This is a genomic window from Micromonospora sp. NPDC005161 (genome assembly GCF_053599855.1).
This window is the reverse complement of sequence record NZ_JBSFYQ010000011.1, coordinates 48765-73431: the sequence shown is the minus strand read 5'-3', so window position 1 is coordinate 73431 and position 24667 is coordinate 48765. Positions and strand designations below refer to the sequence as shown.

General features: G+C 72.5%; 24 protein-coding genes. 6 read left to right on the top strand and 18 right to left on the bottom strand.

The window, feature by feature from the left end; genetic code table 11:
• Positions 1-79: 79 nt before the first annotated feature.
• From ACWD5O_RS13410 to ACWD5O_RS13375, 8 genes are all read right to left on the bottom strand, one after another.
• Positions 80-1264, bottom strand: coding sequence for a hypothetical protein (locus ACWD5O_RS13410; RefSeq protein ID WP_450085425.1), 1185 nt, complete (start codon positions 1262-1264; stop codon positions 80-82).
• Positions 1257-2054 carry a sugar phosphate isomerase/epimerase family protein gene (locus ACWD5O_RS13405; RefSeq protein ID WP_354962587.1) on the bottom strand — a complete coding sequence of 266 codons (798 nt, stop codon included), beginning with the start codon at positions 2052-2054 and terminating at the stop codon, positions 1257-1259. The genes ACWD5O_RS13410 and ACWD5O_RS13405 overlap by 8 nt, the downstream gene beginning before the upstream one ends.
• Before the next feature lie 65 nt (positions 2055-2119).
• Positions 2120-3271, bottom strand: coding sequence for a dihydrodipicolinate synthase family protein (locus tag ACWD5O_RS13400; protein WP_450085424.1), 1152 nt, complete (start codon positions 3269-3271; stop codon positions 2120-2122).
• Positions 3268-4419 carry a Gfo/Idh/MocA family protein gene (locus ACWD5O_RS13395; RefSeq protein ID WP_450085423.1) on the bottom strand — a complete coding sequence of 384 codons (1152 nt, stop codon included), beginning with the start codon at positions 4417-4419 and terminating at the stop codon, positions 3268-3270. The genes ACWD5O_RS13400 and ACWD5O_RS13395 overlap by 4 nt, the downstream gene beginning before the upstream one ends.
• A 38-nt stretch (positions 4420-4457) precedes the next feature.
• Positions 4458-5213 carry an ABC transporter ATP-binding protein gene (locus tag ACWD5O_RS13390; RefSeq protein WP_387322808.1) on the bottom strand — a complete coding sequence of 252 codons (756 nt, stop codon included), beginning with the start codon at positions 5211-5213 and terminating at the stop codon, positions 4458-4460.
• Positions 5214-5256: 43 nt separating this feature from the next.
• Positions 5257-6258, bottom strand: a complete 1002-nt coding sequence (locus tag ACWD5O_RS13385; protein ID WP_450085422.1) for an ABC transporter substrate-binding protein — start codon at positions 6256-6258, stop codon at positions 5257-5259.
• 23 nt (positions 6259-6281) lie between these two features.
• Complete coding sequence (locus ACWD5O_RS13380; RefSeq protein WP_450085421.1) at positions 6282-7262, bottom strand: ABC transporter permease; 981 nt, start codon at positions 7260-7262, stop codon at positions 6282-6284.
• A gap of 296 nt (positions 7263-7558) precedes the next feature.
• Positions 7559-8281: a cupin domain-containing protein gene (locus ACWD5O_RS13375; protein ID WP_354962371.1), complete on the bottom strand. Its 723-nt coding sequence runs from the start codon at positions 8279-8281 to the stop codon at positions 7559-7561.
• 93 nt (positions 8282-8374) lie between these two features.
• Here ACWD5O_RS13375 and ACWD5O_RS13370 point away from each other — a divergent pair, with 93 nt between their 5' ends.
• The 3 genes from ACWD5O_RS13370 (at position 8375) to ACWD5O_RS13360 (ending at position 11054) form a co-directional block, all read left to right on the top strand.
• Positions 8375-9448 carry a LacI family DNA-binding transcriptional regulator gene (locus ACWD5O_RS13370; RefSeq protein WP_450085420.1) on the top strand — a complete coding sequence of 358 codons (1074 nt, stop codon included), beginning with the start codon at positions 8375-8377 and terminating at the stop codon, positions 9446-9448.
• On the top strand, positions 9445-10464 hold the full coding sequence (locus ACWD5O_RS13365; RefSeq protein ID WP_450085419.1) for a phosphotransferase family protein: 1020 nt from the start codon (positions 9445-9447) through the stop codon (positions 10462-10464). Before ACWD5O_RS13370 ends, ACWD5O_RS13365 begins: the two co-directional genes overlap by 4 nt.
• 104 nt (positions 10465-10568) lie before the next feature.
• Positions 10569-11054, top strand: coding sequence for an N-acetyltransferase family protein (locus ACWD5O_RS13360; RefSeq protein ID WP_450085418.1), 486 nt, complete (start codon positions 10569-10571; stop codon positions 11052-11054).
• Positions 11055-11197: 143 nt separating this feature from the next.
• Here the strand turns inward: ACWD5O_RS13360 and ACWD5O_RS13355 are convergent, their stop codons facing one another.
• Entirely contained in the window at positions 11198-12472 is a 1275-nt protein-coding gene (locus ACWD5O_RS13355) for an MFS transporter (RefSeq protein ID WP_450085417.1), read from the bottom strand.
• 122 nt (positions 12473-12594) lie between these two features.
• On the opposite strand from ACWD5O_RS13355, the gene ACWD5O_RS13350 reads away from it, so the two are divergent.
• Complete coding sequence (locus tag ACWD5O_RS13350) at positions 12595-13800, top strand: NAD(P)/FAD-dependent oxidoreductase (protein ID WP_450085416.1); 1206 nt, start codon at positions 12595-12597, stop codon at positions 13798-13800.
• On the top strand, positions 13797-14717 hold the full coding sequence (locus ACWD5O_RS13345) for an RNA polymerase sigma-70 factor (protein ID WP_450085415.1): 921 nt from the start codon (positions 13797-13799) through the stop codon (positions 14715-14717). The genes ACWD5O_RS13350 and ACWD5O_RS13345 overlap by 4 nt, the downstream gene beginning before the upstream one ends.
• Positions 14718-14770: 53 nt before the next feature.
• On the opposite strand, the gene ACWD5O_RS13340 is transcribed toward ACWD5O_RS13345, so the two are convergent.
• A complete protein-coding gene (locus ACWD5O_RS13340; protein ID WP_354962379.1) occupies positions 14771-15331 on the bottom strand; it encodes an NADPH-dependent FMN reductase in 561 nt (186 codons plus the stop codon).
• Positions 15332-15467: 136 nt separating this feature from the next.
• Between ACWD5O_RS13340 and ACWD5O_RS13335 the strand changes: the two genes are divergently transcribed.
• Entirely contained in the window at positions 15468-15932 is a 465-nt protein-coding gene (locus ACWD5O_RS13335; protein WP_354962380.1) for a MarR family winged helix-turn-helix transcriptional regulator, read from the top strand.
• 11 nt (positions 15933-15943) lie between these two features.
• Here the strand turns inward: ACWD5O_RS13335 and ACWD5O_RS13330 are convergent, their stop codons facing one another.
• From ACWD5O_RS13330 to ACWD5O_RS13295, 8 genes are all read right to left on the bottom strand, one after another.
• Complete coding sequence (locus ACWD5O_RS13330) at positions 15944-16555, bottom strand: FMN reductase (protein WP_354962381.1); 612 nt, start codon at positions 16553-16555, stop codon at positions 15944-15946.
• Positions 16552-17649 carry an LLM class flavin-dependent oxidoreductase gene (locus tag ACWD5O_RS13325; RefSeq protein WP_387322268.1) on the bottom strand — a complete coding sequence of 366 codons (1098 nt, stop codon included), beginning with the start codon at positions 17647-17649 and terminating at the stop codon, positions 16552-16554. Before ACWD5O_RS13325 ends, ACWD5O_RS13330 begins: the two co-directional genes overlap by 4 nt.
• Before the next feature lie 126 nt (positions 17650-17775).
• The gene (locus ACWD5O_RS13320) at positions 17776-18276 is read right to left on the bottom strand and encodes an anthrone oxygenase family protein (protein ID WP_354962383.1); all 501 of its coding nucleotides are present in this window, start codon (positions 18274-18276) and stop codon (positions 17776-17778) included.
• A gap of 1 nt (position 18277) precedes the next feature.
• Positions 18278-19153: an NmrA family transcriptional regulator gene (locus ACWD5O_RS13315; RefSeq protein WP_450085414.1), complete on the bottom strand. Its 876-nt coding sequence runs from the start codon at positions 19151-19153 to the stop codon at positions 18278-18280.
• A gap of 91 nt (positions 19154-19244) precedes the next feature.
• Positions 19245-21092, bottom strand: a complete 1848-nt coding sequence (locus ACWD5O_RS13310; protein ID WP_354962385.1) for an IucA/IucC family protein — start codon at positions 21090-21092, stop codon at positions 19245-19247.
• A complete protein-coding gene (locus tag ACWD5O_RS13305) occupies positions 21089-21712 on the bottom strand; it encodes a GNAT family N-acetyltransferase (protein ID WP_354962386.1) in 624 nt (207 codons plus the stop codon). Before ACWD5O_RS13305 ends, ACWD5O_RS13310 begins: the two co-directional genes overlap by 4 nt.
• A complete protein-coding gene (locus ACWD5O_RS13300; RefSeq protein WP_450085413.1) occupies positions 21709-22998 on the bottom strand; it encodes a lysine N(6)-hydroxylase/L-ornithine N(5)-oxygenase family protein in 1290 nt (429 codons plus the stop codon). The genes ACWD5O_RS13305 and ACWD5O_RS13300 overlap by 4 nt, the downstream gene beginning before the upstream one ends.
• Before the next feature lie 29 nt (positions 22999-23027).
• Positions 23028-24578, bottom strand: a complete 1551-nt coding sequence (locus tag ACWD5O_RS13295; protein WP_450085412.1) for a pyridoxal phosphate-dependent decarboxylase family protein — start codon at positions 24576-24578, stop codon at positions 23028-23030.
• Positions 24579-24667: the final 89 nt, after the last annotated feature.

The window sequence follows — 24667 nt, the reverse complement described above, 5'->3', positions numbered from 1 at the left end:
TGGGAGCGCTCCCCCGCCTAGGCCGCCGAAGGTAGATCGGCGGTTTGGGGAGTGGTACGGATCGCTGGTGCGTATAAGATCATGATCCGTCAGCCGAGACCAGATGCGCGTTTCCTCGGTGCCGCCAGAGCACAGTGCGCACCCCGGCGAGGGCCAGTCCGAGCAGCGGAGCGACGCCGACCCCGGCGAGCGTGCAGGCCACCGCCAGCAACGCCGGCGGCACCCAACACCAGGCGGGCACGGTACGCGGCGCGCGACCGCGCCGACGTGCCGCCGCTTCCACGGCTATCGGCACCACCAGCACCGGCAGCGCGGCGGCCAGGAGCGTCAGCCAGGGCAGCACGAGGCGGTCGAAGCGCGCCACCGCGAGCAGCCCGCCGAGCACCGCGACGCCGAGCATCGCCGTGCGCGCCGGCACCCGCGGCGTCAGGCCACGCAACGCCAGCGCCCCAGAGTACGTGGTGGTCAGCGCGGCGGCGAAGACCGCCACGGCGACGAAGAGATTCGCGTACGCGGCCAGCCCCGAGCCGGCGGCGAGCAGCGCGACCACGTCCGCCGAACCGGTCCGCAGCCACAGGCCCGCACCGGCCACCACCCCGAGCAGCGCCGGCCCGAGCAGCAGCCCCACACACCAGGCCAGGTCCCGCCGCCGGGCCAGGCCGACGCTGAAGTCCGGCGCGCGCAACGCGAAGACCGCCACGTAGCCGATCATCGCGGCGGCGTCGGCGAGACCACCGGCGGCGACGCGGACCGGCGCGCCCGGCGGCGGCAGGACGATCAGGCACCAGCCGACCAGCACCACCGCGCTGAGGGTGGTGAGCACCGCGACCCGGTTGCCGAACCGGGCCGGCGCCCAGGAGACGACGAGGACGGCGACCTCCAGCAACGCCGGCCCGACCCAGCCGGGCAGGTGTGTCAGCGCCGCCAGGGACGCGCCGCCGAGCCCGACGTTGAAGCCGTTCCAGCCGACCATCGACACGGTCAGCACGGCCGCCAGCAGCATCCGCGAGGTGTTCCCCAGGTACGCGGGCAGCACCGCGGTCAACGTTCCGCCGTCGCCGAGCGGCCGGCGCAGCCCGATCCGGCCCTGCCCCCAGAGCAGCGCCGCCATCAGGGCGCCACCGACCAGCAGCCCGGCCACCGGCACCGCGCCACCGTGCCGGGCGGCCATCGCCGCGCCGAGCACCAGTGTCGCCGGGGCGGTGCCGATGCCGAGCCACGCCCCGATCGCCGCCGGCCACCGGCGGTGCGGGGCCTCAGGCAACGTGGTGCAGGTAGCCGGCGATCGCCGCGTCCAGCACCTCCGCGCCGGGACGTGCCCACACCTCGGCGGAGAAGACCTCCACCTCGATCGGGCCGAGGTAGCCGGCCGCGTCCACCGCCTCGCGCAGCCGGCGCAGCTCGATGCACCCGTCGCCGGGCAGGGCCCGACCGAGCAGCACCCCCTCCGGCAGCGGGGTCACCCAGTCGCAGACCTGGAAAATGGCGATCCGGGCGCCGGCCCGGTCGATCTGCGCGTACACGGTGTCGTCCCACCAGACGTGGTACGCGTCCACGACCACGCCCACCACCGCCGGGTCGAAGCGCTCGGCGATGGCCAGCGCCTGGCCGAGTGTGGCGATCACGCAGCGGTCGGCGCAGAACATCGGGTGCAGCGGCTCGATGGCCAGCCGTACGCCGGCCGCCGCCGCGTGTGGGGCCAGTTCGCCGATCGCGTCGGCGACCCGGCGCCGGGCGCCGTCGATGTCCCGGCTGCCCTCCGGCAGCCCTCCGGACACCAGCACCAGCTCGGGGGCGCCCAGGGTGGCCGCCTCTTCGATGGCCCGCAGGTTCTCCGCGCTCCAGTCGTCGGCCTGGAAGAAGCCACCCCGGCACAGCGACGTGACGGCGAGGCCGGCGTCGCGGACCAGCTTCGCCGAGCGGGCCAGCCCGTACTCGGCGACCGGCTCCCGCCACAGCCCGATGCCCGGCACCCCGGCCGCGACGCAGCCGGCCACCACCTCGGGCAACGGCCAGTGCTGGGCGGTGGCCTGGTTGAACGAGAAACGCTCCAGCCCGCTCACTGAGCTGGCTTCCGTTCGCGACTGCGGGGCTCGCAACACCGGCTCACTCCTCGCGCTCACTGGGCAACTCCCGCCACGGTGAACAGCGCCCGGGCGCGGGTGGCGGCCAGCTCGGCGTCGGGCAGCAGCCCGGCGGCGTCGGCCAGGGTGAGCAGGGTGGCCAGGTGGGCCGGCGACCGGCCGGACTGCGCGCCGCCGACCATGGTGAAGTGGCCCTGGTGCCCGGCCAGCCAGGCCAGGAACACGATCCCCGTCTTGTAGTGCCAGGTCGGCGCCGCGAACAGGTGCCGCGCCAGCGGCACGGTCGGCGCGAAGATCTCGTCGTACGCGGCCAGGTCGCCCCGGTCCAGGGCGGCCAACGCGGCGGCGGCGGCTGGCGCGATGGCCGCGAACACCCCGAGCAGCGCGTCGGAGTGGCCCACCTCGTCACCGCGGATCAATTCCGGGTAGTGGAAGTCGTCGCCGGTGTAGAGCCGTACCCCGGCCGGCAGCCGGCGGCGCAGCGCGACCTCCCGCCCGGCGTCGAGCAGCGACACCTTGATTCCGTCCACCTTGGACTGGTGCGCCTTGATCAGCTCGACCACCGTGTCGGCGGCCAGGTCCAGGTCGACCGCACCCCAGTAGCCGGTCAGCGCCGGGTCGAACATCGGGCCCAGCCAGTGCAGCACCACCGGCTCCTCGGCGGCGGTCAGCAGGTCGTCGTACACCCGTAGGTAGTCCTCCGGGCCGCGGGCCGCGGCCGCAAGGTGCCGGCTGCACATCAGCACCGGTTGGGCGCCGGCCGCCCGCACGTCGTCCAGCTGCTCCCGGTAGGCCACGGTGACCGCCGTCAGGGTGGCCGGGCCGGCCGGCAGCTGGTCGGTGCCGACCCCGGCGACGATCCGCCCGCCCACCGCGCGGGCCTCGGCGGCGCTGCGCCGGATCAACTCCCGGGTGGCCGGGTAGTCCAGCCCCATCCCCCGCTGGGCGGTGTCCATCGCCTCGGCGACGCCCAGCCCGTACGACCAGAGGTGCCGCCGGAAGGCGAGGGTGGTGTCCCAGTCCACCGCCGCCGGTGCGCCCGGCACGTTCTCCGCGCTCGGGTCGGCCACGACGTGCGCGGCTGCGTACGCGATCCGGCTGGCCGCCGGGGCGGCCGGACGGGGGAACCCGCTTCCTCCGGCCAGCCGGTGTAGCCGCCCGCCGGGCAGCACCACCTCCGCCGTCATGAGGTCAGCTCCGGCACCTCGACCCGGACGCCCTCACGGGCCGAGCGCAGCCCCAACTCGGCGAGCTGCACGCCGCGTGCGCCGGCCAGGAAGTCCCAGCGGAACGGCTCACCGGCCACCACGTGCCGCAGGAACGCCTCCCACTGCACCTTGAAGCCGTTGTCGAACTCCTCGTTGTCGGGCACCTCGGTCCACTGTGCCCGGAAGTCCTCGGTGGCAGGGAGGTCCGGGTTCCACACCGGTTTCGGGGTGACCGCCCGGTGCTGCGCCCGGCAGCGGCGCAGCCCCGCCACCGCGCTGCCCTCGGTGCCGTCGACCTGGAACTCCACCAGCTCGTCGCGGTACACCCGCACGCACCAGGACGAGTTGAGCTGCGCGATCACCCCACCGTCGAGTTCGAAGATGCCGTACGCGGCGTCGTCGGCGGTCGCCGGGTAGCTGCGGCCGGCCTCGTCGACCCGCTCGGGCACGTGGGTGGCGGTCACGCAGGAGACGGCGTTGACCCGGCCGAACAGCTCCTCCAGCACGTAGTGCCAGTGCGGGAACATGTCGACCGTGATGCCGCCGCCGTCCTCGGCCCGGTAGTTCCAGGACGGACGCTGGGCCGGCTGCCAGTCGCCCTCGAAGACCCAGTAGCCGAATTCGCCGCGCACCGAGAGGATCCGGCCGAAGAAGCCGCCGTCGATGAGCCGCTTGAGCTTGCGCAGCCCGGGCAGGAAGAGTTTGTCCTGCACCACGCCGGTGCGTACCCCGGCGGCGTCGGCGGCACGGGCCAGGTCGAGCGCGCCCGCGGTGTCCTCAGCCAGGGGCTTCTCCGTGTAGATGTGCTTGCCGGCGTCGATCGCCTGCCGGATCGCCTTCTCCCGCTGCTGGGTGACCTGGGCGTCGAAGTAGATCTCGACGTCGTCCCGGGCCAGCGCCGCGGTCAGGTCGGTGGTCCAGTCGGTCAGCCCGTGCCGTTCGGCGAGCTCGCGGAGCTTCGTCTCGTTGCGCCCGACCAGGACCGGTTCCGGCCAGATGGTCGTGCCGTCGGCCAACGTCACGCCGCCGGCTTCGCGGATGGCCAGCAGCGAGCGGACGAGGTGCTGCCGGTAGCCCATCCTTCCGGTCACGCCGTTGACGATGATGCCGATCGACCTGCGGGTCATGATGTTCCTTCCGTCGTGCTGGTCGTACCGATGCGGGCTCAGTGGTTGGCGGCCGCGCTGCCGAGCAACCCGCGCAGGTCGGTGGCGAGCCGGTCGAAGCGGGGATCCGACATCACCTGCGCGTAGTCGCGGTGCGCCGGCAGGTCGACCGGGAAGGTGCGGATGATCCGGCCGGGTCGGGCGCTCATCACCACGACCCGGGTGCCGAGGAAGACCGCCTCGGCGATGGAGTGGGTCACCAGCACCACCGTGGTGCCGGTCTCCCGCCAGATCCGGTGCAGCTCGGCGTTCATCTGCTCGCGGGTCAGCGCGTCCAGGGCACCGAAGGGCTCGTCCATGAGCAGCACCGGCGGGGAGTGCAGCAGCGCGCGGCAGAGCGCCACCCGCTGCTGCATGCCGCCGGAGAGTTCGTGCGGCAGCGCCTTCTCGAAGCCGGTCAGGCCGGTCATCTCGATCAGCTCGTCCGCCCGGCGGGCCGCCTGCGCCCGGTCCATGCCGCGCATCTCGGCCTGGAGCAGGATGTTGGCCCGCGCGCCGCGCCACTCGAGCAGCGCGGCCTTCTGAAAGACGAAGCCGATCTCCTTCTGCGGGCCGGCTACCGGGCGGTCCAGCAGCGACACCTCGCCGCTGGTCGGCCGGACCAGCCCGGCGACGATCTTCAGCAGGGTGGACTTGCCGCAGCCGGACGGACCGACGATGGTGACGAACTCCCCCGGCTGGATGTCCAGCGACACGTCGTCCAGCGCGGTGGTCTGCGACCGCCGCGAGCTGAACCGCACGGTCAGCCCGGACATCCCGATGGCGGTGCCGGCCCGGGCCGGCGCGGCGGTCACCGGGTCACCCCTGGGCCGCGTACGAGTCGTCCCAGTACGCGTTGGGCGCGCCCGGGTCCTTCAGCTCCGCGTAGCGGGACATCAGGTCGATGGTCTCGCTCCACTGGGCGTCGGTGTTCACGCCGGGCGGGCCGTCGGAGCCGATCAGCGGCAGGTTGAGGGTGAGCTGCTTGGTGAGCACCTCGGGTGCGGGCTCGTTCTCGGCCAGCGCGGTCATCGCGCTCACCGCGCCGGCCGGATCCCGGGCAGCCTCGGCCCAGGACTTCTGGGTGGCCCGGACGAACTTGCGGGCCAGCTCCGGGTCCTTCTGCAGGGTCTGGGTGTTGGCGATCAGGCCGGTGCCGAGCAGGTTCATCCCGTAGTCGGCGAAGAGCAGCACGTCGACCTTCTTGCCGGTCTTGCTCTCGATGGTGGGCGCCTGGTCGTGGAAGAAGCCCATGATGGCGTCGACCCTGCCCTCGGCCAACGCCGCGATCTTGCCGGCGGCGTCCACGTTGACCACCTTGACGTCGCTCTGCTTCAGGCCGTTCTTCTCCAGCCAGGCCGGGAAGGTCGCGTAGAGGGCGTCGCCGGGGGTGCCGCCGACGGTCTTGCCCTTGAGGTCGGCCGGGCTCTTGATGTTCTCCTCCGCGAAGAACTCCACCGAGGAGGGGCCCTTCTCCAGGTACGCGCCGAGGCTGCGCACCGGCATCCCGCTGGCCACGGACTTGAGCAGCACCGGGCTGTCCGCCCAGCCGAAGTCGGTCTGCCTCTGGGCGACCTGCTTGACGGTGTTGCCGGAGCCGTTGCCCGGCAGGATCTTCAGATCGATGCCCTCGGCGGAGAAGAAGCCCTTCTGGAGCCCGTAGTAGAACGGGGCGTGCTCGCCGTACGGCACCCAGTTGAGGGTGAGGGTGACCTGCTTGCTGCCGTCGGTGCCGCCGTCGGAGGAGTCGTCCCCGCCGCAGCCGGTGGCGGCGAACAGCAGGGCGACGGTGGCCAGGATGGTGGTGGCGGTGCGTTTCATCGGTGCCTCCGTGATGGGGTCGGTCAGGAGGTGGTGAGCGGTACGCCGGCCCGACGGCTGGCGTGCCAGGGAATGAGCAGTGCCTCGGCGATCTCGACCAGGACGAACAGGACGATGCCGATGGCGGACATCAGGATCAGGTCGGCGAACAGCAGCGGGGCGTCGAGGTTGCCGTTGGCCAGCAACAGGACGTAGCCGAGCCCTTCGCTGGCGCCGACGAACTCACCGACCACGGCGCCGACCACCGCGAGGGTGACCGCCACCTTGAGGCCGGCCATCAGGTGTGGCAGCGCGTTCGGGAAACGGATCTTGCGGAAGGTGCGCCACGGGCCGGCGCCCATCGTGGCGGCGAGGTCGAGCAGCTCCGGGTCGGTGGAACGCAGCCCGGCCACGCCGGAGATGACCACCGGGAAGAACGCGATGAGCACCGCCAAAATGATCTTCGGGGTGAGGCCGAGACCGAACCAGACCACCAGCAGTGGTGCGATGGCGATCTTCGGGATGACCTGTGCGAACAGGACGATCGGGTAGAGCGCCTTGTCCAGGGTGCGCGAGTAGGCGATGGCGACCGCGGTGGCCAGCCCCAGCGCGGCGGCCAGCACGAAGCCGAGCACCGTCTCGTAGAGGGTGACCATGGTGTGCCGGGCCAGCTCGGACCACTGCTGCGTCATCGTGGTCCAGACCTGGCCGGGGGTCGGCACCAGGTAGTTGGGCACGTACTCCCGGGCGGCCACGAACCACCAGGCGGCGAAGAACGCCGCCAGCACCAGCGCCGGGCGCCAGAGCGAGTCGGCGAGGGCCAGTGCACGCCGGCCGAGCGTCGGTCGTGGCGGGCGGCCGCCGGTGCCCGGTGGCGGACCGCCCACTGCGGACGGAGTCGCGCCGTCGACGGAAGCCGGCCCACCGGCGGACCCGGGCGGGAGCGAGGAAGCGGCAATCCGTTCGCCGCTCGCCGCCTCGGTGGCGGCTTGCTGACCCGCCGCGTCCAGAGCGTTGTCGGTCACGCGGAACCTCCTCGAAGCCCGGCATGGCATGGCACTCACGGACCGGGCCGGTCGGCGTATCAGGCACACGCTTTCCAGGAGCGTAGGCGGCTCGCCGACACCAGGCAAGGCCTTTCCTGGGTCTGTTCGCCGCTACGCCAGGTCCGCCCGCGATCGTGGCCACCGAGATCGACTCCACTTCCAGGGAACCGGGCCATCGTCAGCCCTCGATCACCCCGGCTTCAAGGAAACCGAGTCAATCAACCACGACGACGCAGCGCGGACCGTCCGAGAAGGACGGCGAGCCGACCGCGCCGTCAGATGGCCGCCGGATAGGTGTCGAGCAGGCCGCACATGCCCAGCCGGCCCCGCTCGACCGGCTCGTCCACCGCGTACACCCCGGCCTCGCCCAGGTGCCCGGCATCGCCCCGGCCGAGCGCGTCGAGCTGCTCGCCGGTCCCGGCGGCGGCCCGGCCCGCGCCGGCCGCCCAGCGCTCCCGCCAGCGCGCCAGCAGTGGCTGGCGCAGGGCCACCGCAGCGGAGTGGAACGCGGCGAGCGCCGCAGGTCCGCCCGCCCGCAGCGCCTGGAAGCCGGTCACCGCCAGATCCCGCCGCCGGTACGCGGCGGTCACGTCGGCGCCCGGCGCTCCCCCGTCGGGCAGCGCCGCGGCGGCGGCGTACGCGGCCGGGTCGGCCAGCACCTCAGGCGGGAAGGTGAGCACGGCATCGCCGGCCTCGGGCAGGCCGCTGTTCTGCATGAGCACCACGATGGTCAGACCCCCGCCGTTGACGAGGCGATGCACGGTGCCCGGCTCGAACCAGACCACCGCACCCGGCCGCAGCGGGGTCTCCCGGTAGCCGCCGGCGGCGGTGAGGGTCTGCACCGCGCCCTCGCCGCCGGTCACCACGTACCCCTCGGTGCAGCACAGGTGCACGTGCGGGGTGCCGCCGACCACGCCGTCCGGCGCGGGGGTGTCGTAGACGCGTAGCCGGGAGAGCCCAACCCCGCCGGGCAGCGGGGCGGCGAAGCGTTCCGACACGGCGGGGCCTCCCTGCGGGAAAGGGCTTTCTCTGCGGTACCGTGACGCTAGCCGGCGCGGCGAAACGCCGTCAACAGACCGAGGGGGCGGGCCATGGCCACCCTGTCCGACGTGGCGCGGCGCGCGGGCGTCTCGCCCGCCACCGCCTCCCGCGTGATCAACGGCAGCAGTAAACCCGTCACCGACGAGCTGCGCGAGCGGGTGCTCGCCGCCGTCGCCGAGTTGCAGTACGTGCCGAACGCGCACGCCCAGTTGCTGGCCCGCTCGCACCGCAGCGCGGTCGGCGTGATCGTGCACGACGTCTCCGACCCGTACTTCGCCGAGATCACCCGTGGGCTGCAACGCGTCGCCACCGACCAGGGCCGGCTGCTGATGATCTGCAACAGCTACCGCGACCCGGACCGCGAGTTGGAGTACGTGGAGCTGCTGCGCGGCCACCAGGTGGCGGCGCTGATCCTGGCCGGTTCCGGCTACCACGACGACGCGTTCACCCGGCAGCTCAACGAGAAGCTCGCCGCGTACGAGGCGACGGGCGGGCGGGTCGCGGTGATCGGCCGGCACGAGCACTCCGGCGACGCGGTGATGCCGGACAACCGGGCCGGCGGCTACCTGGCCGGGCGGGAGCTGTGCGAGCTGGGCCACCGGGCGATCGGCGTGGTGGCCGGTCCGCGCATCCTCACCACCACCACCGACCGGCTGGCCGGGCTCCGGCAGGCCCTCGCCGAGCAGGGCCGTGACCTGCCCGAGCGGCGGATCCGGTACGCCGAGTTCGACCGCGACGGCGGCGCCGAGGCCACCGCCCGGCTGCTCGACGCCGACCCGGAGCTGACCGCGATCGTGGCGCTCAACGACTCGATGGCCATCGGCGCGCTCGCCACCCTCCGGGCCCGATCGCTGGCGGTGCCGCAGCGGGTCTCCGTGGTGGGCTTCGACGACATGCCGATCGCCCGGGACGTGACTCCGGCGTTGACCACCGTGCGGCTGCCGTTGGTCGACATGGGGGTCCGGGCGATGTCCCTGGTGCTCGGCGCGGAGGCGCCGGCACCCCGCGTCGAGGTGCTTCCCGCCGAGCTGATCCGCCGGGACACCGCCGGCCCCGCCCTTCGGTCCACGTTGGACGCGACCGGCGCGGCGCCGCGCGCGCGTCGGGGTGACGCCGGCTCGTGACCGTGGCGAGCCCGACCCAGCGTCCGCTCACGATGGACGACGTGACGTACCTGGTCCGTGCGTCGTTCGGCCCGCACACGCGGGTACGCGACGGCGGCCCACTGACCGGCGGCGGCTACGCCACGGTCTGGTGGGCGCTGCTCGACGACGACCGCCGGGTGGTGCTGACGCTGGCCCCGCCGGCCGGTAAGCGACTGCTGCGCTACGAGCGCGGGCTCTGCACGGCCGAGGCGCGATACTTCCGGCTGGTCACCGAGCGGGCACCGGGGGTGCCCGTTCCTCCGGTGCTGCACCACGGCGCCGACCCGGCGTACGGCGAGTGGCTGGTCACCGGAATGCTGCCCGGCCGGTCACTGCGCCGGTTGGCCGAGGCCGGCGCGGCGGTCGACGACGGCTCGGCGCGGTACGACCTCGGCGCGGCCCTCGCCGCGCTGCACCGGGTCACCGGCGACCGGTTCGGTTATGACGGCGACCGGGCCAGCGGGGCGACCTGGCGAGCGGCGTTCACCGGGATGCTCGACGCGCTCCTCGCCGACGCCGCCGACTGGGACGTCCGGCTGCCGGTCACCCCGGACCGGTTGCGCGCGCTGGTCGGGCGGCACGCCGGCGCGCTGGACGAGGTACGCCGGCCGGCGCTGCTGCACTTCGACTGCTGGGACGGCAACGTGCTGACCGTGCCCGGCCCGGACGGCCGGCTGCAGTTGAGCGGGCTGGTGGACGGCGAACGGTTCCTGCACGGCGATCCGCTGCTGGATCTGGTCTCTCCGCTGCTCTACCGGCGGATCGAGGACGAGCCGGAGCATCCACTGCTGCGCGGCTACCGTGCCGCGGCCGCCGAGCCGCTGGTGCTGGACGCGGCGGCCCGCCGCCGGCTCGGTCTCTACCGGCTGCATCTGTACCTGCTGATGACGGTGGAGATGCCGAGCCGGGGCATGACCGCGCGGAGCCATCCTGGCCGGCATGCCCGGCTGGCGGCCCTGCTGGACGAGGAGATCGCCGCGCTCGTCCGGGACTGACGCGCGGGTCTCGTCACTACCCATGCTTCGCACCGGGTGTGCCGCACGGATGCGCCTCGGCACAACGGATTGTCCCGGGCCCGTCCCGGGCTTAACCTCCCCCGGTGCAGATTCGGGAGTTCGTCGACCAGGACTGGTCGCAGGTGTGGCCGATCATCGAGGAGGTGATCCGGGCACAGGAGACCTTCCCCTACGATCCCGCGATGACCGCCGAGCAGTCGTATGGCATGTGGGCGGAGGCGGCGCCGGGGCGGACCGTCGTGGCGGTCGACGGCACGCGGGTGCTCGGCACCGCGAAGATGGGCACCAACCGACCCGGGCCGGGCTCGCACGTGTCCACCGCGAGCTTCATGGTCGCCGCCGACGCGGGCGGGCGGGGCGTGGGCACCGCCTTGTGCCGAGACGCCGTGGTTTGGGCGCGCCACCAGGGGTACGTCGGGATGCAGTTCAACGCCGTGGTGGAGAGCAACCGATCGGCGGTCGAGCTGTACCGCCGGGAGGGCTTCGAGGTGGTCGGCACGGTGCCGGGCGCGTTCCGTCACCCCACCCTCGGCCGGGTCGGCCTGCACGTCATGTACCAGGAGCTGTGACCGGGCCTACGGGTGTGGCGGAAACGCTGGCGGGTGCGTGGCCCTGCCAGGTGCCTGTCGAGCTGCCCCACAACTGGGGCAGCTCGACAGGCAGCCGTGGAACAGGCCGACTCGGAGGACGACGACCCGGGGTGGAGCCGGGGCTAACCGGCCCCTCCTACCGGGACGGCGACGGGCGACCGATGCGGCTCCGCGCCGGCTCGGCGGATCGGCGTGAACAGGCCACCGATCGCGACCAGCAGACATCCCGCCCCCGACACGATGGCGACCGCCGCGACGCCGTACCGGGCGGCGGCCCAGGTCAACGCGACCGCACCGGCCGGCCCGAGGGCGTAGTGCGTGCTCCAGAACGCCGAGGTGACCCGGCCGAGCAGATGATCAGGAGTGATCTCCTGGCGCAGGGACATCGAGCAGATCCCGCCCACGCTCAGGCAGCACAGGTACACGGCGGTGAGCGCGGTGACCGTCGGCACCGACGTCGCGAGGCCGACGCCCGCCACGGCGAGACCGCAGATCGCGTGCGCGCTGATCCAGGTGACGCCGAAGCCGCGCCGGCGGCGCAGCGGGGCCACCAGGAGCGCCCCGACGATGGTGCCCACCGCCGCCAGGCCGAGCACCGTGCCGACGGTGCCCTCGGATCCGCCGAGGTCGTGCGTGACGTGGTAGATCAGCACGTCGGTGAAGCCGTAGGTCAGGAAGATGAAGACCGACAGCAGCACCGTCAGCGCACGGAGCACGGGTTGGCGCCACAGGAACCGCGCCCCGGCCAGGAACTCGACCAGCGGTCGCTGCCGGGTCAGCGGGGCGGCGTCGTCGGCCTGGACGGGTCGCAGCCGGATCAGCCACAGGCCGACCGCGGAGGCCGCGAAGCTCGCCGCGTTGACGGCGATCGCCACCGCCGGACCGAACCGGGCCGACACCACGCCGGCGAGCAGCGGCCCGAGCACGGCCGCTGCCGCGTACGTCGCCTGCAACCGGCCGTTGGCCTCGGTGATCCGGTCCCGGTCGACCAGGTTGCGGACCGCGGTCACCGCGGCGACCTGGAACATCATCCCGGCCGCCTCGCAGATCGGCAGCACGACGAAGAGCAGCCAGACCTGCGGCCCGGCGAGCCAGGCCAGTGGCACCAGGCCGTAGAGCACCAGGCGGGTGAGGTCGGCCACGATCATCAGGGTCCGCCGGTCGTACCGGTCGACCAGCACGCCGCCGAAGATCCCGGCGACGACGGACGCCGCGCCCGCGACGGCGGTGAGCAGGCCCATCCGGGCCACCGACCCGGTCGCCTGGAGCACCAGCAGCGGCACCGCGAGGAACGCGAACGAGTCGCCGGCCGCGGAGAGCGACTGCGCGATCCAGTACGTACCGAATGTGCGGTCCCGCCACAACGGAGGCCGGACCGCACCGGCAGGTCGGCTCATGGCGACGAGGGTAGTGGGCGCGGCCGCCCGCATCGGCTGTGCCGGGCGTCACACCAACCCATGTCACGAATCGTCGGGCGACACGCATCTCGTGGTCGTCACCCAACGAGAGAGGCCAGACGATGAGCACATCGCACGACGCAGGCACGGCCACCACGCACCGCGTGCTGGTCCTGGGCGCGGGGTACGCGGGCATGGCCGCGGCGATCCAGCTCGCGGCCCGCACCAGGGGACGCGCCGACGTGCAGGTCACCCTGGTGAACGCGCAGGAGCGGTTCACCGAACGGTTGCGGCTGCACATGGTGGCGACCGGGCAGCACCTGCTCGAGATGAACATTCCGGCGCTCCTGGCCGACACGGGCGCGCAGTTCGTCCGCGGCTGGGTCACGGCGGTGGACCCGAACGCGAAGACCGTCCGGATCGACGACAGTCGGGTGCTGCACTACGACACGCTGGTGTACGGGTTGGGCAGCGTGGCCGACACGGCGCTGGTGCCGGGGGTCGAGGAATACGCGTACACCCTGGACAGCGCCGACGACGCGGCGTCGCTGGCCGACCGGCTGGCGCGGCTCGCCAGCGGCACGGTCGTGGTCGCTGGCAGCGGCCTGACCGGTGTCGAGTCGGCCGCGGAGATCGCCGAGCGGCACCCGCAGCTGAACGTCGTGCTGGTGGGCCGGCAGGAACCGGGCGCCACCATGAACCCCAGGGCCCGGGCGTATCTGCGGGCGGCGCTCGAACGTCTCGGTGTCCAGGTGCGCAGCGGGACGGCGGTGACGAAGGTGCTGCCCGATTCGGTCGAGCTGGCGGGCGAGGCGACCATCGCGGCCGACGTCGTCCTGTGGACCGGCGGTACGCGGGTGTCACCGCTGGCGGCCGCCGCGGGCCTGACCGTCGACCAGGGCGGTCGTGTCGTCACCGACGCCACACTGCGGTCGGTGTCGCACCCGGACGTGTACGCGATCGGCGACGCGGCCGCGATCCGGCAGGGTTACGGCGTCATGCACGGCACCTGCCAGAGCGGCATGCCGACCGGCGTGCACGCGGCGGTGTCGATCGTCCGCGCGCTGGACGGCAAGCTGCCCAGGCCGTTCCGGTTCGGTTACTACCACACCCCGGTGAGCCTGGGACGGCATGACGCGGTCGTGCAGTTCACCCACCCCGACGACAGCCCCCGACGGGCGTGTCTGACCGGCCGCGCGGCCATCTGGTACAAGGAGACGGTGAGCGCATCCCCCTGGCCGACGTACCGCCGCATGGTGAAGCTGCCCTCCTCCGGCGCGTTCTGGCCGCGCGGTGGTCGCTTCACCCGCCTCCGGGACGCGCGGTGACCCGCCCCTACTCGGACGTCGACCAGCAGGTGTTCCACCGCCATCGCAACCTGCTGTTCTCGGTCGCCTACCGCATCCTCGGCTCCGCGGCCGACGCCGAGGACGCCGTCCAGGACGCGTGGATCAAATGGTCCGGGGCCGACCGCGCCCAGGTGGCCGACCCCAAGGCGTACCTGGCGCGCATCGTCGCGAATCTGGCGTTGCAGCGCCTGCGCTCCAGCCAGCACCAACGTGAGACCTACGTGGGTCCATGGCTTCCCGAACCCGTCCTGACCGAGGGCGACACCGCCGATGCCGTCACCGACGCCGAGTCGGTGTCGATGGCGATGCTGGTGATGCTGGAGACGCTCAGCCCGCTGGAACGCGCGGTGTTCGTCCTGAAGGAGGTCTTCGACTTCAGCCACGCCGAGATCGCGGTGGCGGTGGAACGCTCCGACGCCGCCGTACGCCAGGCCGCGCACCGCGCTCGGGAGCACGTGCGCGCCCGGCGACCACGCTTCACCGCGGACCGGTCGCAGCAGCGCGGAGTCACCGAGCGGTTCCTCGCCGCCGCGACCGGCGGCGACATCAACACCCTGCTGGAGTTGCTGTCGCCGGACGTCACGTTGTGGACCGACGGCGGCGGCAAGGTCCGCCAGGCCCTGCGCCCGATCGTGGGCGCGGAGACGGTCGCCGCCTGGTTCGCGGCCATCGGCACCGTCACCTACCAGGGCGTCCGACCCGATGACATGCGCGCCGCCCTGGTCGAAATCAACAACGGGCCGGGCGTGGTGTTCAGCGGTGCGGGCCGGGTGATCGCCACCGTCACCTTCGACATCGGCGCTGACGGCCGCATCACCACCATTCACAACGTCGCCAACCCCGACAAGCTCCGGGCCGTCGGCGACGGCGCCACCCGCGACCTCACGACGAGCTGAGCCGGCCGCGGGAAGGATCCCGGCGGCCGGCCCCGGATCGGTGTGAGACGTGGTCAGCGCTGGCGCAGGGGTGCGAGCGCGGTGCTCCAGGCCACGACCTGGTCGAGGGTGACGCCGAGCGCGTCCCGCTGGTGCTCGTTGGGCTTGAAGACGCTGAAGTTCTCGAAGTCGGTGAAGAGCGACAGCGCGACCTGGGACCGCACGTCGGCCATCTGGAGCTCAGCGGAGATCAGCCGCAGGTGCTCGACGGCCCGCGCACCGCCGACCGAGCCGTAGCTGACGAAGCCGACGGCCTTGTTGTTCCACTCGGCGTAGAGGAAGTCGATGGCGTTCTTCAGGGCGCCCGAGGTGGAGTGGTTGTACTCGGGCGTGACCATCACGAACCCGTCGAACGACGCGATGGTCTCGGCCCAGCGCAGCGTGTGCGGCTGGGTGTACTGGCCCATCGCCGGCGGGTACGCCTCGTCGAGGTGCGGCAGGTTGTGGTCGAGCAGGTCGATCAGCTCGAACTCCGCGTCGGAGCGCTGCTTGGCGACCTCGAGGACCCAGCGGGCGACGGCTTCGCCGTTACGGCCCGGGCGGGTGCTCCCGAGGATGATCCCGATCCTGGTCATGGTTGCGCCTTTCAGAAGTCCTTGCCTGGCGACGAGAACGCTAGCCATTTGTTGCTTCGTCAAGCAACCTCCTGATCCATGTCGAGCATCACAGCGAGGGCGAGCAGTTGCTCGGTCAAGCAACTAGGATGGGGGCATGTCCGGCAACTCCGCAGAACCCCTTCGCCCCCTCAACCCCGACGAGGAAGCCCTGGTCCGCTCCCTGGGCCAGCTGATGTTCGTCCTGCCCCGGGCCATCGACGCCGACATGACCGGCGACCGTCAGCTGCCGCTGACCGAGTACACGGCCCTCCGGGTCCTCTCCGAGGCGCCGGGCCGGCAGCTGCGGATGCACGAACTCGCCGCGGAATGCCAGCTCTCGCTCAGCGGGATGACGCGCACCATCATCCGGCTGGAGACGCAGGGCCTGGTCGAGCGGGTCCGCAGCGAGCAGGACGCCCGCGGCTGGAACGCCGTCCTCACCGACGCCGGCTTCGCCCGGTTGGAAGAGTCCTGGCCGAGCCACCTGACCGCCGTGCGGCGGCGGTTCCTGGACCACCTCGAGGGCGTCGATCTCGTCCAGCTGGCCCGTGCGTTCCGGCAGATCGGCACGGCTGACTGAGCCGGGTGCGCTCACCCGCCGAGCAGCCGCGCGAACGGCGTCGGGTCGTCGTACGGGTCGGCGGGAGCGGGCGAGTCGCGCCGCTGGACCTCGCGGGCCAGCTCGCCGGCCGCCCGGTCGATCCGTTGCACCAGGGAGCCCTGGGCCGCGTCGCCGGCACCCCAGTCCTCCGGCGCCGCGAACACCCCGGTCGGCACCACGACCGCGCGCAGGTAGCTGAAGAGCGGTCGCAGCGCGTGTTCCAGCACCAGCGAGTGCCGGCCCGTCCCCCCGGTGGCGGCGATCAGGACCGGCTTGTCGATCAGGGCCGTGTCGTCGAGGACGTCGACGAACATCTTGAAGATCCCGTTGTACGAACCGGAGAACGTCGGGGTCACCGCGACCAGCGCGTGGGCACGCCGGACGGTGTCCTGCACCCGTTCCAGCTCCTCCGACGGGTACCCGGCCAGCAGATTGTTGACCAGGTCGTGCCCGTGGTCGCGCACCTCGATCAGCTCCACGTCGACCTCGGCGCCGAGCCGCTCCAGCTCGCGGCGGACCGCGTCGGCCAGCCGGTCGGCGAGCATCCGGGTCGACGACGGCTGCCGCAGGCCGGCGGACACGACGGCGATGGTGCGCTTCATCGAAGCTCCTCCCCCGCAGCGGCAACCGTCGCCGCCTTGAGCGAGGCGTGGGTCGGGGCGTCCGGGACGTGGGCGGGACGGCCCACCGCGAACTCCTTGCGCAGCACCTGCACGACCTCGCCCAGCATCTCGATCTGCTCCAGCACGGTCTTGCGGGGGACGCCAATGCCGTCGACGTTGAAGAGTTGGCGCTGGTAGTCGCCGCCGGCGTACTCCCGGAAGGTCAGGGTTCGGTCGATCACCTCCTGCGGGCTGCCGACCAGGAGCGCCGTCTGCCTCATCGTCTCCTCCAGGGACGGCCCGTGCCCGTACGCGGCGGAGTTGTCGAAGTACGGACGAAACTCGCGGACCGCGTCCTGGGAGTTGCGCCGCATGAACACCTGCGCGCCCAGGCCCACGATCGCCTGATCCGCCGGGCCGTGCCCGTAGTGCTCGAACCGTCGGCGGTAGAGCTCGACCATCCGCTGGACGTGCGCCTTGGGCCAGAGCAGGTTGTTGTGCAGGAACCCGTCGCCGTAGTAGGCGGCCTGCTCGGCGATCTCCGGGCTGCGGATCGAGCCGTGCCAGACGAACGGGGGCACCCCGTCGAGCGGGCGCGGCGTGGAGGTGAACGACTGCAGCGGAGTGCGGTAGCGGCCCTCCCAGTCGACCACGTCCTCGCGCCACAGCCGGCGCAGCAGGTCGTAGTTCTCGATGGCGAGAGGGATGCCGGCGCGGATGTCCTTGCCGAACCACGGGTAGACCGGGCCGGTGTTGCCACGGCCCATCATCAGGTCTACCCGGCCGTCGGCGAGGTGCTGGAGCATCGCGTAGTCCTCGGCGATCTTCACCGGGTCGTTCGTGGTGATCAGCGTGGTCGAGGTCGACAGCAACAGCCGCTCGGTACGCGCCGCGATGTAACCGAGCATGGTGGTCGGCGACGAGGGCACGAACGGCGGGTTGTGGTGCTCGCCGATGGCGAAGACATCCAACCCGACGTCCTCGGCCAACGTGGCGTACTCCAGCACGGCCTTGATCCGCTCGTGCTCCGACGGCATCCGCCCGGCCACCGGGTCCCGTGCCAGATCCCCCACGCCGAAGATTCCGAACTGCATCTGAAGTCGCCGCCTCACTCGTACCGGTTGTGCCTGACGCTCGTCAGCAACCCGGGACACACGCGGCAGATTCCTTGACCAGTCAAGTACTTACGTGACGGCGGTCACGTGGAGCGAGCGGGCGGCTCAGCCGGGCAGTCGGCCGAGCGCGACCAGGGCCCAGGTGAGCAGCCCGAACGCGCCGGTCGAGGCGACGGCCCGGACCACGTTGCCGCGCACCCAGGCAGCCTCGAAGCCCTCCCGCAAGCCGGCCAGGTCGGCGACCCGGTCGACGTCGCCGGCCTGCGCCAGCACGTTGTTGAGGGGCACGTTGACGACGGCCGTGACGCCGAGCACCACCAGGTACAGCAGCAGCGCGGCGACGATCCACGGCAGCACCGCGCGGTGCCCGGCGTCCAGGTGCAGTGCCGCCGCCAGCAGCGTGAACACCAACGCACCGCCGAAGCAGACGGCGAACCACCCGTTGAGGATGGACTCGTTGATCCGCTGCATGGCGAGCACCAGCGTCCGGTCGTCGGTGCGGGCCAGGCCCGGCATGACCGCGTACGAGAACGCGGTGAACAGCCCAGCGGTCAGACCGGTGGTCACGGTGGCGGCGAGCAGGCTCGCGGTTCGCAGGACACTCATCTCACACCGCCCAGACGCTGGTCGCGGCGGCGGCCCGGGCGTACCCGCTGAAGTCAGCTGGGTCGCGGCCGAGAGCCCGCCGCACGCCGTCGGTCAGGCTCGCGTTGCGACCGTCGAGCACCGTGCCGAAGAGGTACGCCAGCAACGCCACCGTCTCCGCCGGCACGCCGGCACCGCGCAGCGCGTCGGCGTACTCCGCCGGGTCGACCGGGACGAACCGGATCGGTCGGCCGCTGGCCTGGGCGATCTCCGCGATCGCGTCGGCGAAGGTCAGCAGACGCGGTCCGGTCACCTCGTACACCTCGCCAGCGTGGCCCTCGGCGGTCAGCGCGGCCACCGCGATGTCGGCGATGTCGTCGACGTCCACGAACGGCTCCGGCACGTCACCGATGGGCAGCGCCACGGTGCCCGAGCGCACCGCGTCGGTCAGGTCCCCCTCGCTGAAGTTCTGTTGGAACCAGCTCGCCCGGACCACCGTCCAGGTGCCACCGGCGTCGTCGAGCACCTTCCGGACGGCCTGTTCGGCCTGCTCGGCCTCGGCCTCGCCGCGCCCGGAGAGCAGGACCACGCGGTCCACTCCCCCGGCGACGGCGAGCCGGGTGAACGCGTCGACCGCCGGCACCGCCCCGGGCACCGCGAGGTCGGGCTGGTAGCTCAGGTACACCGACCGGACGCCGGCCAACGCGGCCGGCCAGGTGGCCCGGTCGGTCCAGTCGAAGGGCGGAGCGCCGGCGCGGGAGCCGAGCCGGACCGGCAGCCCTCGGGCGGCGAGCCGGGCGGCGACCCGGCGGCCGGTCTTGCCGGTGCCAACCAGGACGAGTACGGGGGAGGTTTCAGTCATGCCTCCATTGCACTGGCCGGCGAACGCTTCGACCATGCGTCACACCGTCGGGTGCATACGCAATCGTCTCGCGGTCGCGCCCCGGCCGGGTGTCAGCCTCGCCGACCCGGCCGGAGCGCGACCGGTGTCACCGGGCCGGCGCGTAGCGGGCCAGCGGATTGGTCAGCGTGCCGACGAACTGGAGGGCGGCCGACGGGTCGGCCAGGTCGATCATCTGCTGGTTGTCGCGCAGTTGCAGCCGGTTGAGGCAGGACAGCGCGAACTCCGGGGCGAACAGGTCGTAGCGGCGGGCCCGCTCGGCCAGGTGCGGCACCCGGTCCAGGTAGTCGGCGGCGCAGGCCGCGACCGTACGCCAGAAGGCGTCCTCGGCCAGCACTCCGGCCTCGACCAGCACCGCGTTGAGGTGGCGCAGGAAGCAGTCGACCACGTCGGTGAAGATGGTCAGCAGTTTGGTGTCGTCGGGCACCTCGACCCGGATCCGCTCCACCGCGGGCGGCAGCTCGACCTCGGTGCTCATCACCGCGATCTCCTCGGCGATGTCCTTGAAGATCACCCGCTCGACGGTGTCCCGCTCGTCGAGGACCAGGATGACGTTCTCGCCGTGCGGCATGAACGCCAGATCGTGGGCGTAGAAGCTGTGCAGCAGCGGGGTCAGGTAGGCGTCCAGGTAGCGGCGAAGCCACACCTCGGGCGCCAGCCCGGACCGGGCGATCAGCTCCGCGGCCAGCGAGCCGCCGTCGCTGTCCACGTGCAGCAGCGCGGCCATGGTGGTCAGTCGCCGGCCCGGCGCCAGGCCGGGGACCGGACTCTCCCGCCACAGCGCGGCCAGCATCTTCCGGTACGGGGAGGTGCGGTCGGTGGCCGCCTCGTACTGCCGGTGCCGGTAGCCCACCGCGGCCCGCTCCCGGATGACCGTCAGCCCGGTGCCGGCCAGCACCTCGTCCCCCGCGATCAGGTCCGCCAGCCAGTCGTTGATGGCCGGCGTGGCCGCCATGTACGCGGCCGACAGACCGCGCATGAAGCCCATGTTCAGCACCGACAGCGCGGTCTTCACGTAGTGCCGGCCCGGCTCGGTGACGTTGAAGAAGGTGCGGATGGACTGCTGGGCGAGGTACTCGTCCGACCCGGGGCCGAGGTGCACGAGCCGCCGCTCGGCCAGCTCGCCGGCGAAGGTGACCGCCAGCTTGTTCCACCACTGCCACGGGTGCGCCGGGATCAGGTGGTAGTCGGCGAGATCCAGCCCCAGGCCGGCCATCGTCGCGGCGAACCGGGCCCGGGTGTCGACGTCCAGCTCACCCTCGATCAGCGTGTCGTAGTCGAGGTCGGCGGCGCTGCTGAACGTCGAGTGGTCCCGGTGTGCGGCCAGCCACTCCAGTCGGACCGGCGCGGCGGCCTCCGGGGCGTACCGGTGGTACTCGTCGACGCCGAAGCCGAGCCGGCCGTTGTTGGCCACGAAGCAGGGGTGGCCCTCGGTCATCGACGTCTCGATGGTCTGGAAGTCCGCCCCGGCCAGCTCGGCGGCGTCCGGCGCGGGGCGGGCCAGCTTGTACGCGGTGCCGGCGAGGGTGGAGGTGATCTCCTCCAGGTAGACCGGAAGCACCCGCGCGGAGAGCCCGAGAGTGTCGCGCAGCTCGACGATGAGGTCGACCGCGTCGGGCGGCAGGGCGACCCCGTCGCGGTGCCGGGTGATGCTGTCCGGGTCGATCTGCCAGTGCGCCAGGGCGAACACCCGCGCGGCGAACCGGTAGGTGACCGCGCCGTCGTCGCTGCGGACCTCGTACCACTGCCGGTCGTCGGTGGTGACCGGGACGGGCTCCGGGGTGATCAGCCGTTCGTGGGTGAACTCGGCGAGCGCCTTGCGGACCAGCAGCCGGTTGGCCCGGGCCCAGCGCTGCGGGGTGAGATGCCCGACCGGGTCGACGGCGGCCGAGGCGGCGGCGGAGGACGGCTGGGTGGGGACGGCGGTGGCGGTCACGCCGGGGCTCCTTCGGTTCGGGTGGCGGCTGCGCGGTCTGTGGCGGCCCGGTCGGCCGCTGCCTGGTCGGTCGCGGCGTGGAACCGGGCCCGGGTGCAGACGCTCAGCAGCGCCTCCTTCTCGGGCTTGGCGATGGCGCCGACGACCTCGAAACCGACGGCGGCGTTCAGCGCGTGCACGGCGGTGTTGCGCACGTCCGGCTCGACCACCACCCGGCGGGTCGCCGGGTCGGCGAAGAGCCAGGCCATGACGGTGGTGATGACCGCCCGGGTGAAGCCGTGCACGGGGGTGCCGGTGGGCGCGCAGAGGAAGTGCATGCCCACGTCGCCGGGCTGGGCGTCGTACAGGCCGACCAGCTCGACGCGCGCCGGGTCGTAGCGTTCGGCCAGGAAGGCCGGACGTCCGTCGCACAGGCCGAGGTACGCGTCGTGGTGCGGGTGGGCGGCGATCCGCCGGTACTCCTCGGCCACCCCGGCCGGGTCGGCGTCCTGCATCAGCCAGAACGCCGCCTTCGGGTGGGTCACCCAGGCGTGCAGCAGCGCGGCGTCGGCGTCCGGGTCGAGGGTACGCAGCGTGAACTCACCGAGCCGGTCGTCGACGCGGGTGTAGACGACGGTCACGACGCCACCCCGGCGGGCGCGCCGAACTCCTGGAAGGTGATGCTCTTCTCGATCGGGTAGTGCTCCCGGCCGAGCAGCTCCCGGATGATCCACGAGTTGCGGTACGCGCCCATGCCCAGGTCCGGTGAGGTGATGCTGTGCGTGTGGGTGCCCGCGTTCTGCAGGAAGATGCCCCGGCCGGTGTGGTCGATGCTGTAGTTGCGGGCCACGTCGAATCGGCCGCGCGCGTCCCAGCGGATCCGGTCGCGCACCGGCGTGAGGAACTCCGGCACCCGGTAGTGGTAACCGGTCGCCAGCACCAGGCCCTCGGTCCGCAGGGTGAAGTCGCGCTCCTGCTCCACCTGACGCAACCCGAGCGTGTACGCCCCGTCGTGGTGGTCGGCGCCGGTCAGCTCGGTGTTGGTGAGCAGCCGGGTGTTCACCGGCCCGTCGACGCTGTGCGCGTAGAGCAGGTCGAAGATGTCGTTGATCAGGTCCGCGTTGATCCCCTTGAACAGCCCCTTCTGCTCGGACTCCAGCCGGTAGCGGGTCGCCTCGGGCAGCGCGTGGAAGTAGTCCACGTAGTCCGGTGACGTCATCTCCAGAGTCAGCTTGGTGTATTCGAGGGGGAAGAACCGCGGCGAGCGGGTCACCCAGTTCAGTTGGTAGCCGTACCGGTCGAGGTCGCCGAGCAGGTCGTGGTAGATCTCGGCGGCGCTCTGCCCGCTGCCCACCACGGTGATGCTGCGTTTGGTGCGCAGCGCGTCCCGGTGCTCCAGGTAGCGCGAGTTGTGCACCGCGTCGCCGGGCAGCGCGGCGACGGCGGGCGGCAGGTGCGGCGGGGTGCCGGTGCCGAGCACCAGGTGCCGGGCCCGGTATTCGACCGTCTCCCCCGCGGCGGTGCTGGCCCGCACCACGTACCCCTCGTCGGCGGGGTCGTACTCCACGGTGGTGACCGTCTGGCCGAAGCGCAGGCTCGGCAGCTTCGCCGCAGCCCACCGGCAGTAGGCGTCGTACTCGCTGCGCAGCGGGTAGAAGCTCTCCCGGATGTAGAACGGGTAGAGCCGGCCGATCTCCTTCAGGTAGTTGAGGAAGGAGTACGGCGAGGTGGGGTCCGCGAGGCTGACCAGGTCCGCGATGAACGGGGTCTGCAACCGGGCCGACTCCAGCAGCATGCCGGGGTGCCAGGCCAGGCTCGGCCGGGCCTCCAGGAACACCCCGTCCAGCTCGTCGATCGGCGCGGTGAGGCAGGCCAGGCCCAGGTTGTACGGGCCCAGCCCGATGGCGATGAAGTCGTGGGTGGACATCCGGCCCTCCAGGCGCGGGTTCGCCGGCATCAGCCGACGTGGCAGGTCAGGTCGGCGGCGGTACGGTCGTGCACGTACCGGCCGGCGTGGGTGGCGATCAGTTCGAGCACGTGCCCGACGTCGTCGAGAGTCGTGGCCGGGTTCAGCAGGGTGAACTTCAGGAAGTGCCGGCCGTCCACCCGGGTCCCGGCGACGAGCGCGGCGCCGGAGGCGGCCAGCGCCTCCCGGGCGTGCAGGTTGGCCGCGTCGGCGAACTCCCGGGCAGGGCCGGTGGGCAGGTAACGGAACACCACCGTGCTCAGCTCCGAGCGGGTCACGACCTCGAAGCGGGGATCCTCGCTGACCAACTCCCAGGCGTCGGCGGCCCGGTCGACCACCTCGTCGAAGAGCGCGCCGAGCGCGTCCGGGCCCATCACCCGCAGGGTCAGCCAGAGCTTCAGCGCGTCGAAGCGGCGGGTGGTCTGCAGGCTCTTGTCGACCTGGTTGGGGATCCGCTGCTCCACCATCCGCGCCGGGTTGAGGTAGTCGGCGTGGTAGGTGGCGTGCCGCAGCACCCGCCGGTCGCGCACCAGCAGCGCGCTGGAGCTGACCGGCTGGAAGAACGACTTGTGGTAGTCGACGGTCACCGAGTCGGCCCGATCGATGCCGTCGAGCAGGTGCCGCCGGGTCCGCGAGACCAGCAGGCCGCAGCCGTACGCGGCGTCGACGTGCAGCCACACCGCGGCTGCCGCGCAGACCCCGGCCAGGTCGGCGAGCGGGTCGATGGAGCCGAAGTCGGTGGTGCCGGCGGTGCCGACGACCGCCATGACCACCAGCCCGGCCTGCCGGCACCGCGCGATCTCGTCGCGGACGGCGGTCGGGCGGATGCGGCGCTGCGGGTCGGTGGGCACCGCGAGCACCGCGTCCGGGGCCAGGCCGAGCAGCTTGGCGGACTTCTGCACGCTGAAGTGACCGGCCGCGGAGGTGAGGACACGCAGGCGGGGCAGCAGGTCGGCGCGGGCCGCCGGGGTGGTCGCGGCGGCGCACGCCTCCTCCCGGGCCAGCAGCAGCGCATGGAGGTTGGACTGGCTGCCCCCGGTGGTGAAGACGCCGTCGGCGGTGGGGCCGAGGCCGACCCGCGCGGCGGTCCAGTCGATCAGGCGCCGTTCGATGAGGGTGGCCCCGGCGCTCTGGTCCCAGGTGTCCAGGGAGGAGTTCACGGCGGTGAGCACCGCCTCGCCGAGCAGTGCCGGGATGGCCACCGGGCAGTTGAGGTGGGCGAGGTAGCGGGGGTGGTGGAACCAGACGGCGTCGCGCAGGTAGACGTCCTCCAGCTCGTCCAGCGCGGCGTCCGCGTCGCCCAGGGGTCGGTCCAGGTCGACGCCATCGACCACGGGCGCCAGCTCGGCCGGGGTGATCCCGGTGCCGGGCCGGTCCACGGTGGCCACCCGGCGGGCGACCCGGTCGACGCCGTCGGCGAGTGTCCGCCGGTACTGCTCGACCGAGTCGCCGTGCAGCAGCTGGGCCCGCGCGACTGCCGGCGCGGTGGCCGGTGCCGATGGCGGCGCGGTGGTCTCGACGGGGTACGTCGGCAGGGTCACGGATGTCCTCCACGTTCTCGACGATGGGCAGCCGGAACCGTCCCCCCGGCGCGGTCGAGCGCCGGGGGCCGTGCTGCCTTCGATTGGGT

What these genes read in the sequence shown, in the direction of transcription:
- ACWD5O_RS13400 (WP_450085424.1), bottom strand. Translation starts at nt 3,271, where the DNA reads ATGACGGCGGAGGTGGTGCTGCCCGGCGGGCGGCTACACCGGCTGGCC.
- ACWD5O_RS13395 (WP_450085423.1), bottom strand. Translation starts at nt 4,419, where the DNA reads ATGACCCGCAGGTCGATCGGCATCATCGTCAACGGCGTGACCGGAAGG.
- ACWD5O_RS13390 (WP_387322808.1), bottom strand. Translation starts at nt 5,213, where the DNA reads ATGTCCGGGCTGACCGTGCGGTTCAGCTCGCGGCGGTCGCAGACCACC.
- ACWD5O_RS13385 (WP_450085422.1), bottom strand. Translation starts at nt 6,258, where the DNA reads ATGAAACGCACCGCCACCACCATCCTGGCCACCGTCGCCCTGCTGTTC.
- ACWD5O_RS13370 (WP_450085420.1), top strand. Translation starts at nt 8,375, where the DNA reads ATGGCCACCCTGTCCGACGTGGCGCGGCGCGCGGGCGTCTCGCCCGCC.
- ACWD5O_RS13355 (WP_450085417.1), bottom strand. Translation starts at nt 12,472, where the DNA reads ATGAGCCGACCTGCCGGTGCGGTCCGGCCTCCGTTGTGGCGGGACCGC.
- ACWD5O_RS13350 (WP_450085416.1), top strand. Translation starts at nt 12,595, where the DNA reads ATGAGCACATCGCACGACGCAGGCACGGCCACCACGCACCGCGTGCTG.
- ACWD5O_RS13340 (WP_354962379.1), bottom strand. Translation starts at nt 15,331, where the DNA reads ATGACCAGGATCGGGATCATCCTCGGGAGCACCCGCCCGGGCCGTAAC.
- ACWD5O_RS13335 (WP_354962380.1), top strand. Translation starts at nt 15,468, where the DNA reads ATGTCCGGCAACTCCGCAGAACCCCTTCGCCCCCTCAACCCCGACGAG.
- ACWD5O_RS13330 (WP_354962381.1), bottom strand. Translation starts at nt 16,555, where the DNA reads ATGAAGCGCACCATCGCCGTCGTGTCCGCCGGCCTGCGGCAGCCGTCG.
- ACWD5O_RS13325 (WP_387322268.1), bottom strand. Translation starts at nt 17,649, where the DNA reads ATGCAGTTCGGAATCTTCGGCGTGGGGGATCTGGCACGGGACCCGGTG.
- ACWD5O_RS13320 (WP_354962383.1), bottom strand. Translation starts at nt 18,276, where the DNA reads ATGAGTGTCCTGCGAACCGCGAGCCTGCTCGCCGCCACCGTGACCACC.
- ACWD5O_RS13315 (WP_450085414.1), bottom strand. Translation starts at nt 19,153, where the DNA reads ATGGTCGAAGCGTTCGCCGGCCAGTGCAATGGAGGCATGACTGAAACC.
- ACWD5O_RS13300 (WP_450085413.1), bottom strand. Translation starts at nt 22,998, where the DNA reads ATGTCCACCCACGACTTCATCGCCATCGGGCTGGGCCCGTACAACCTG.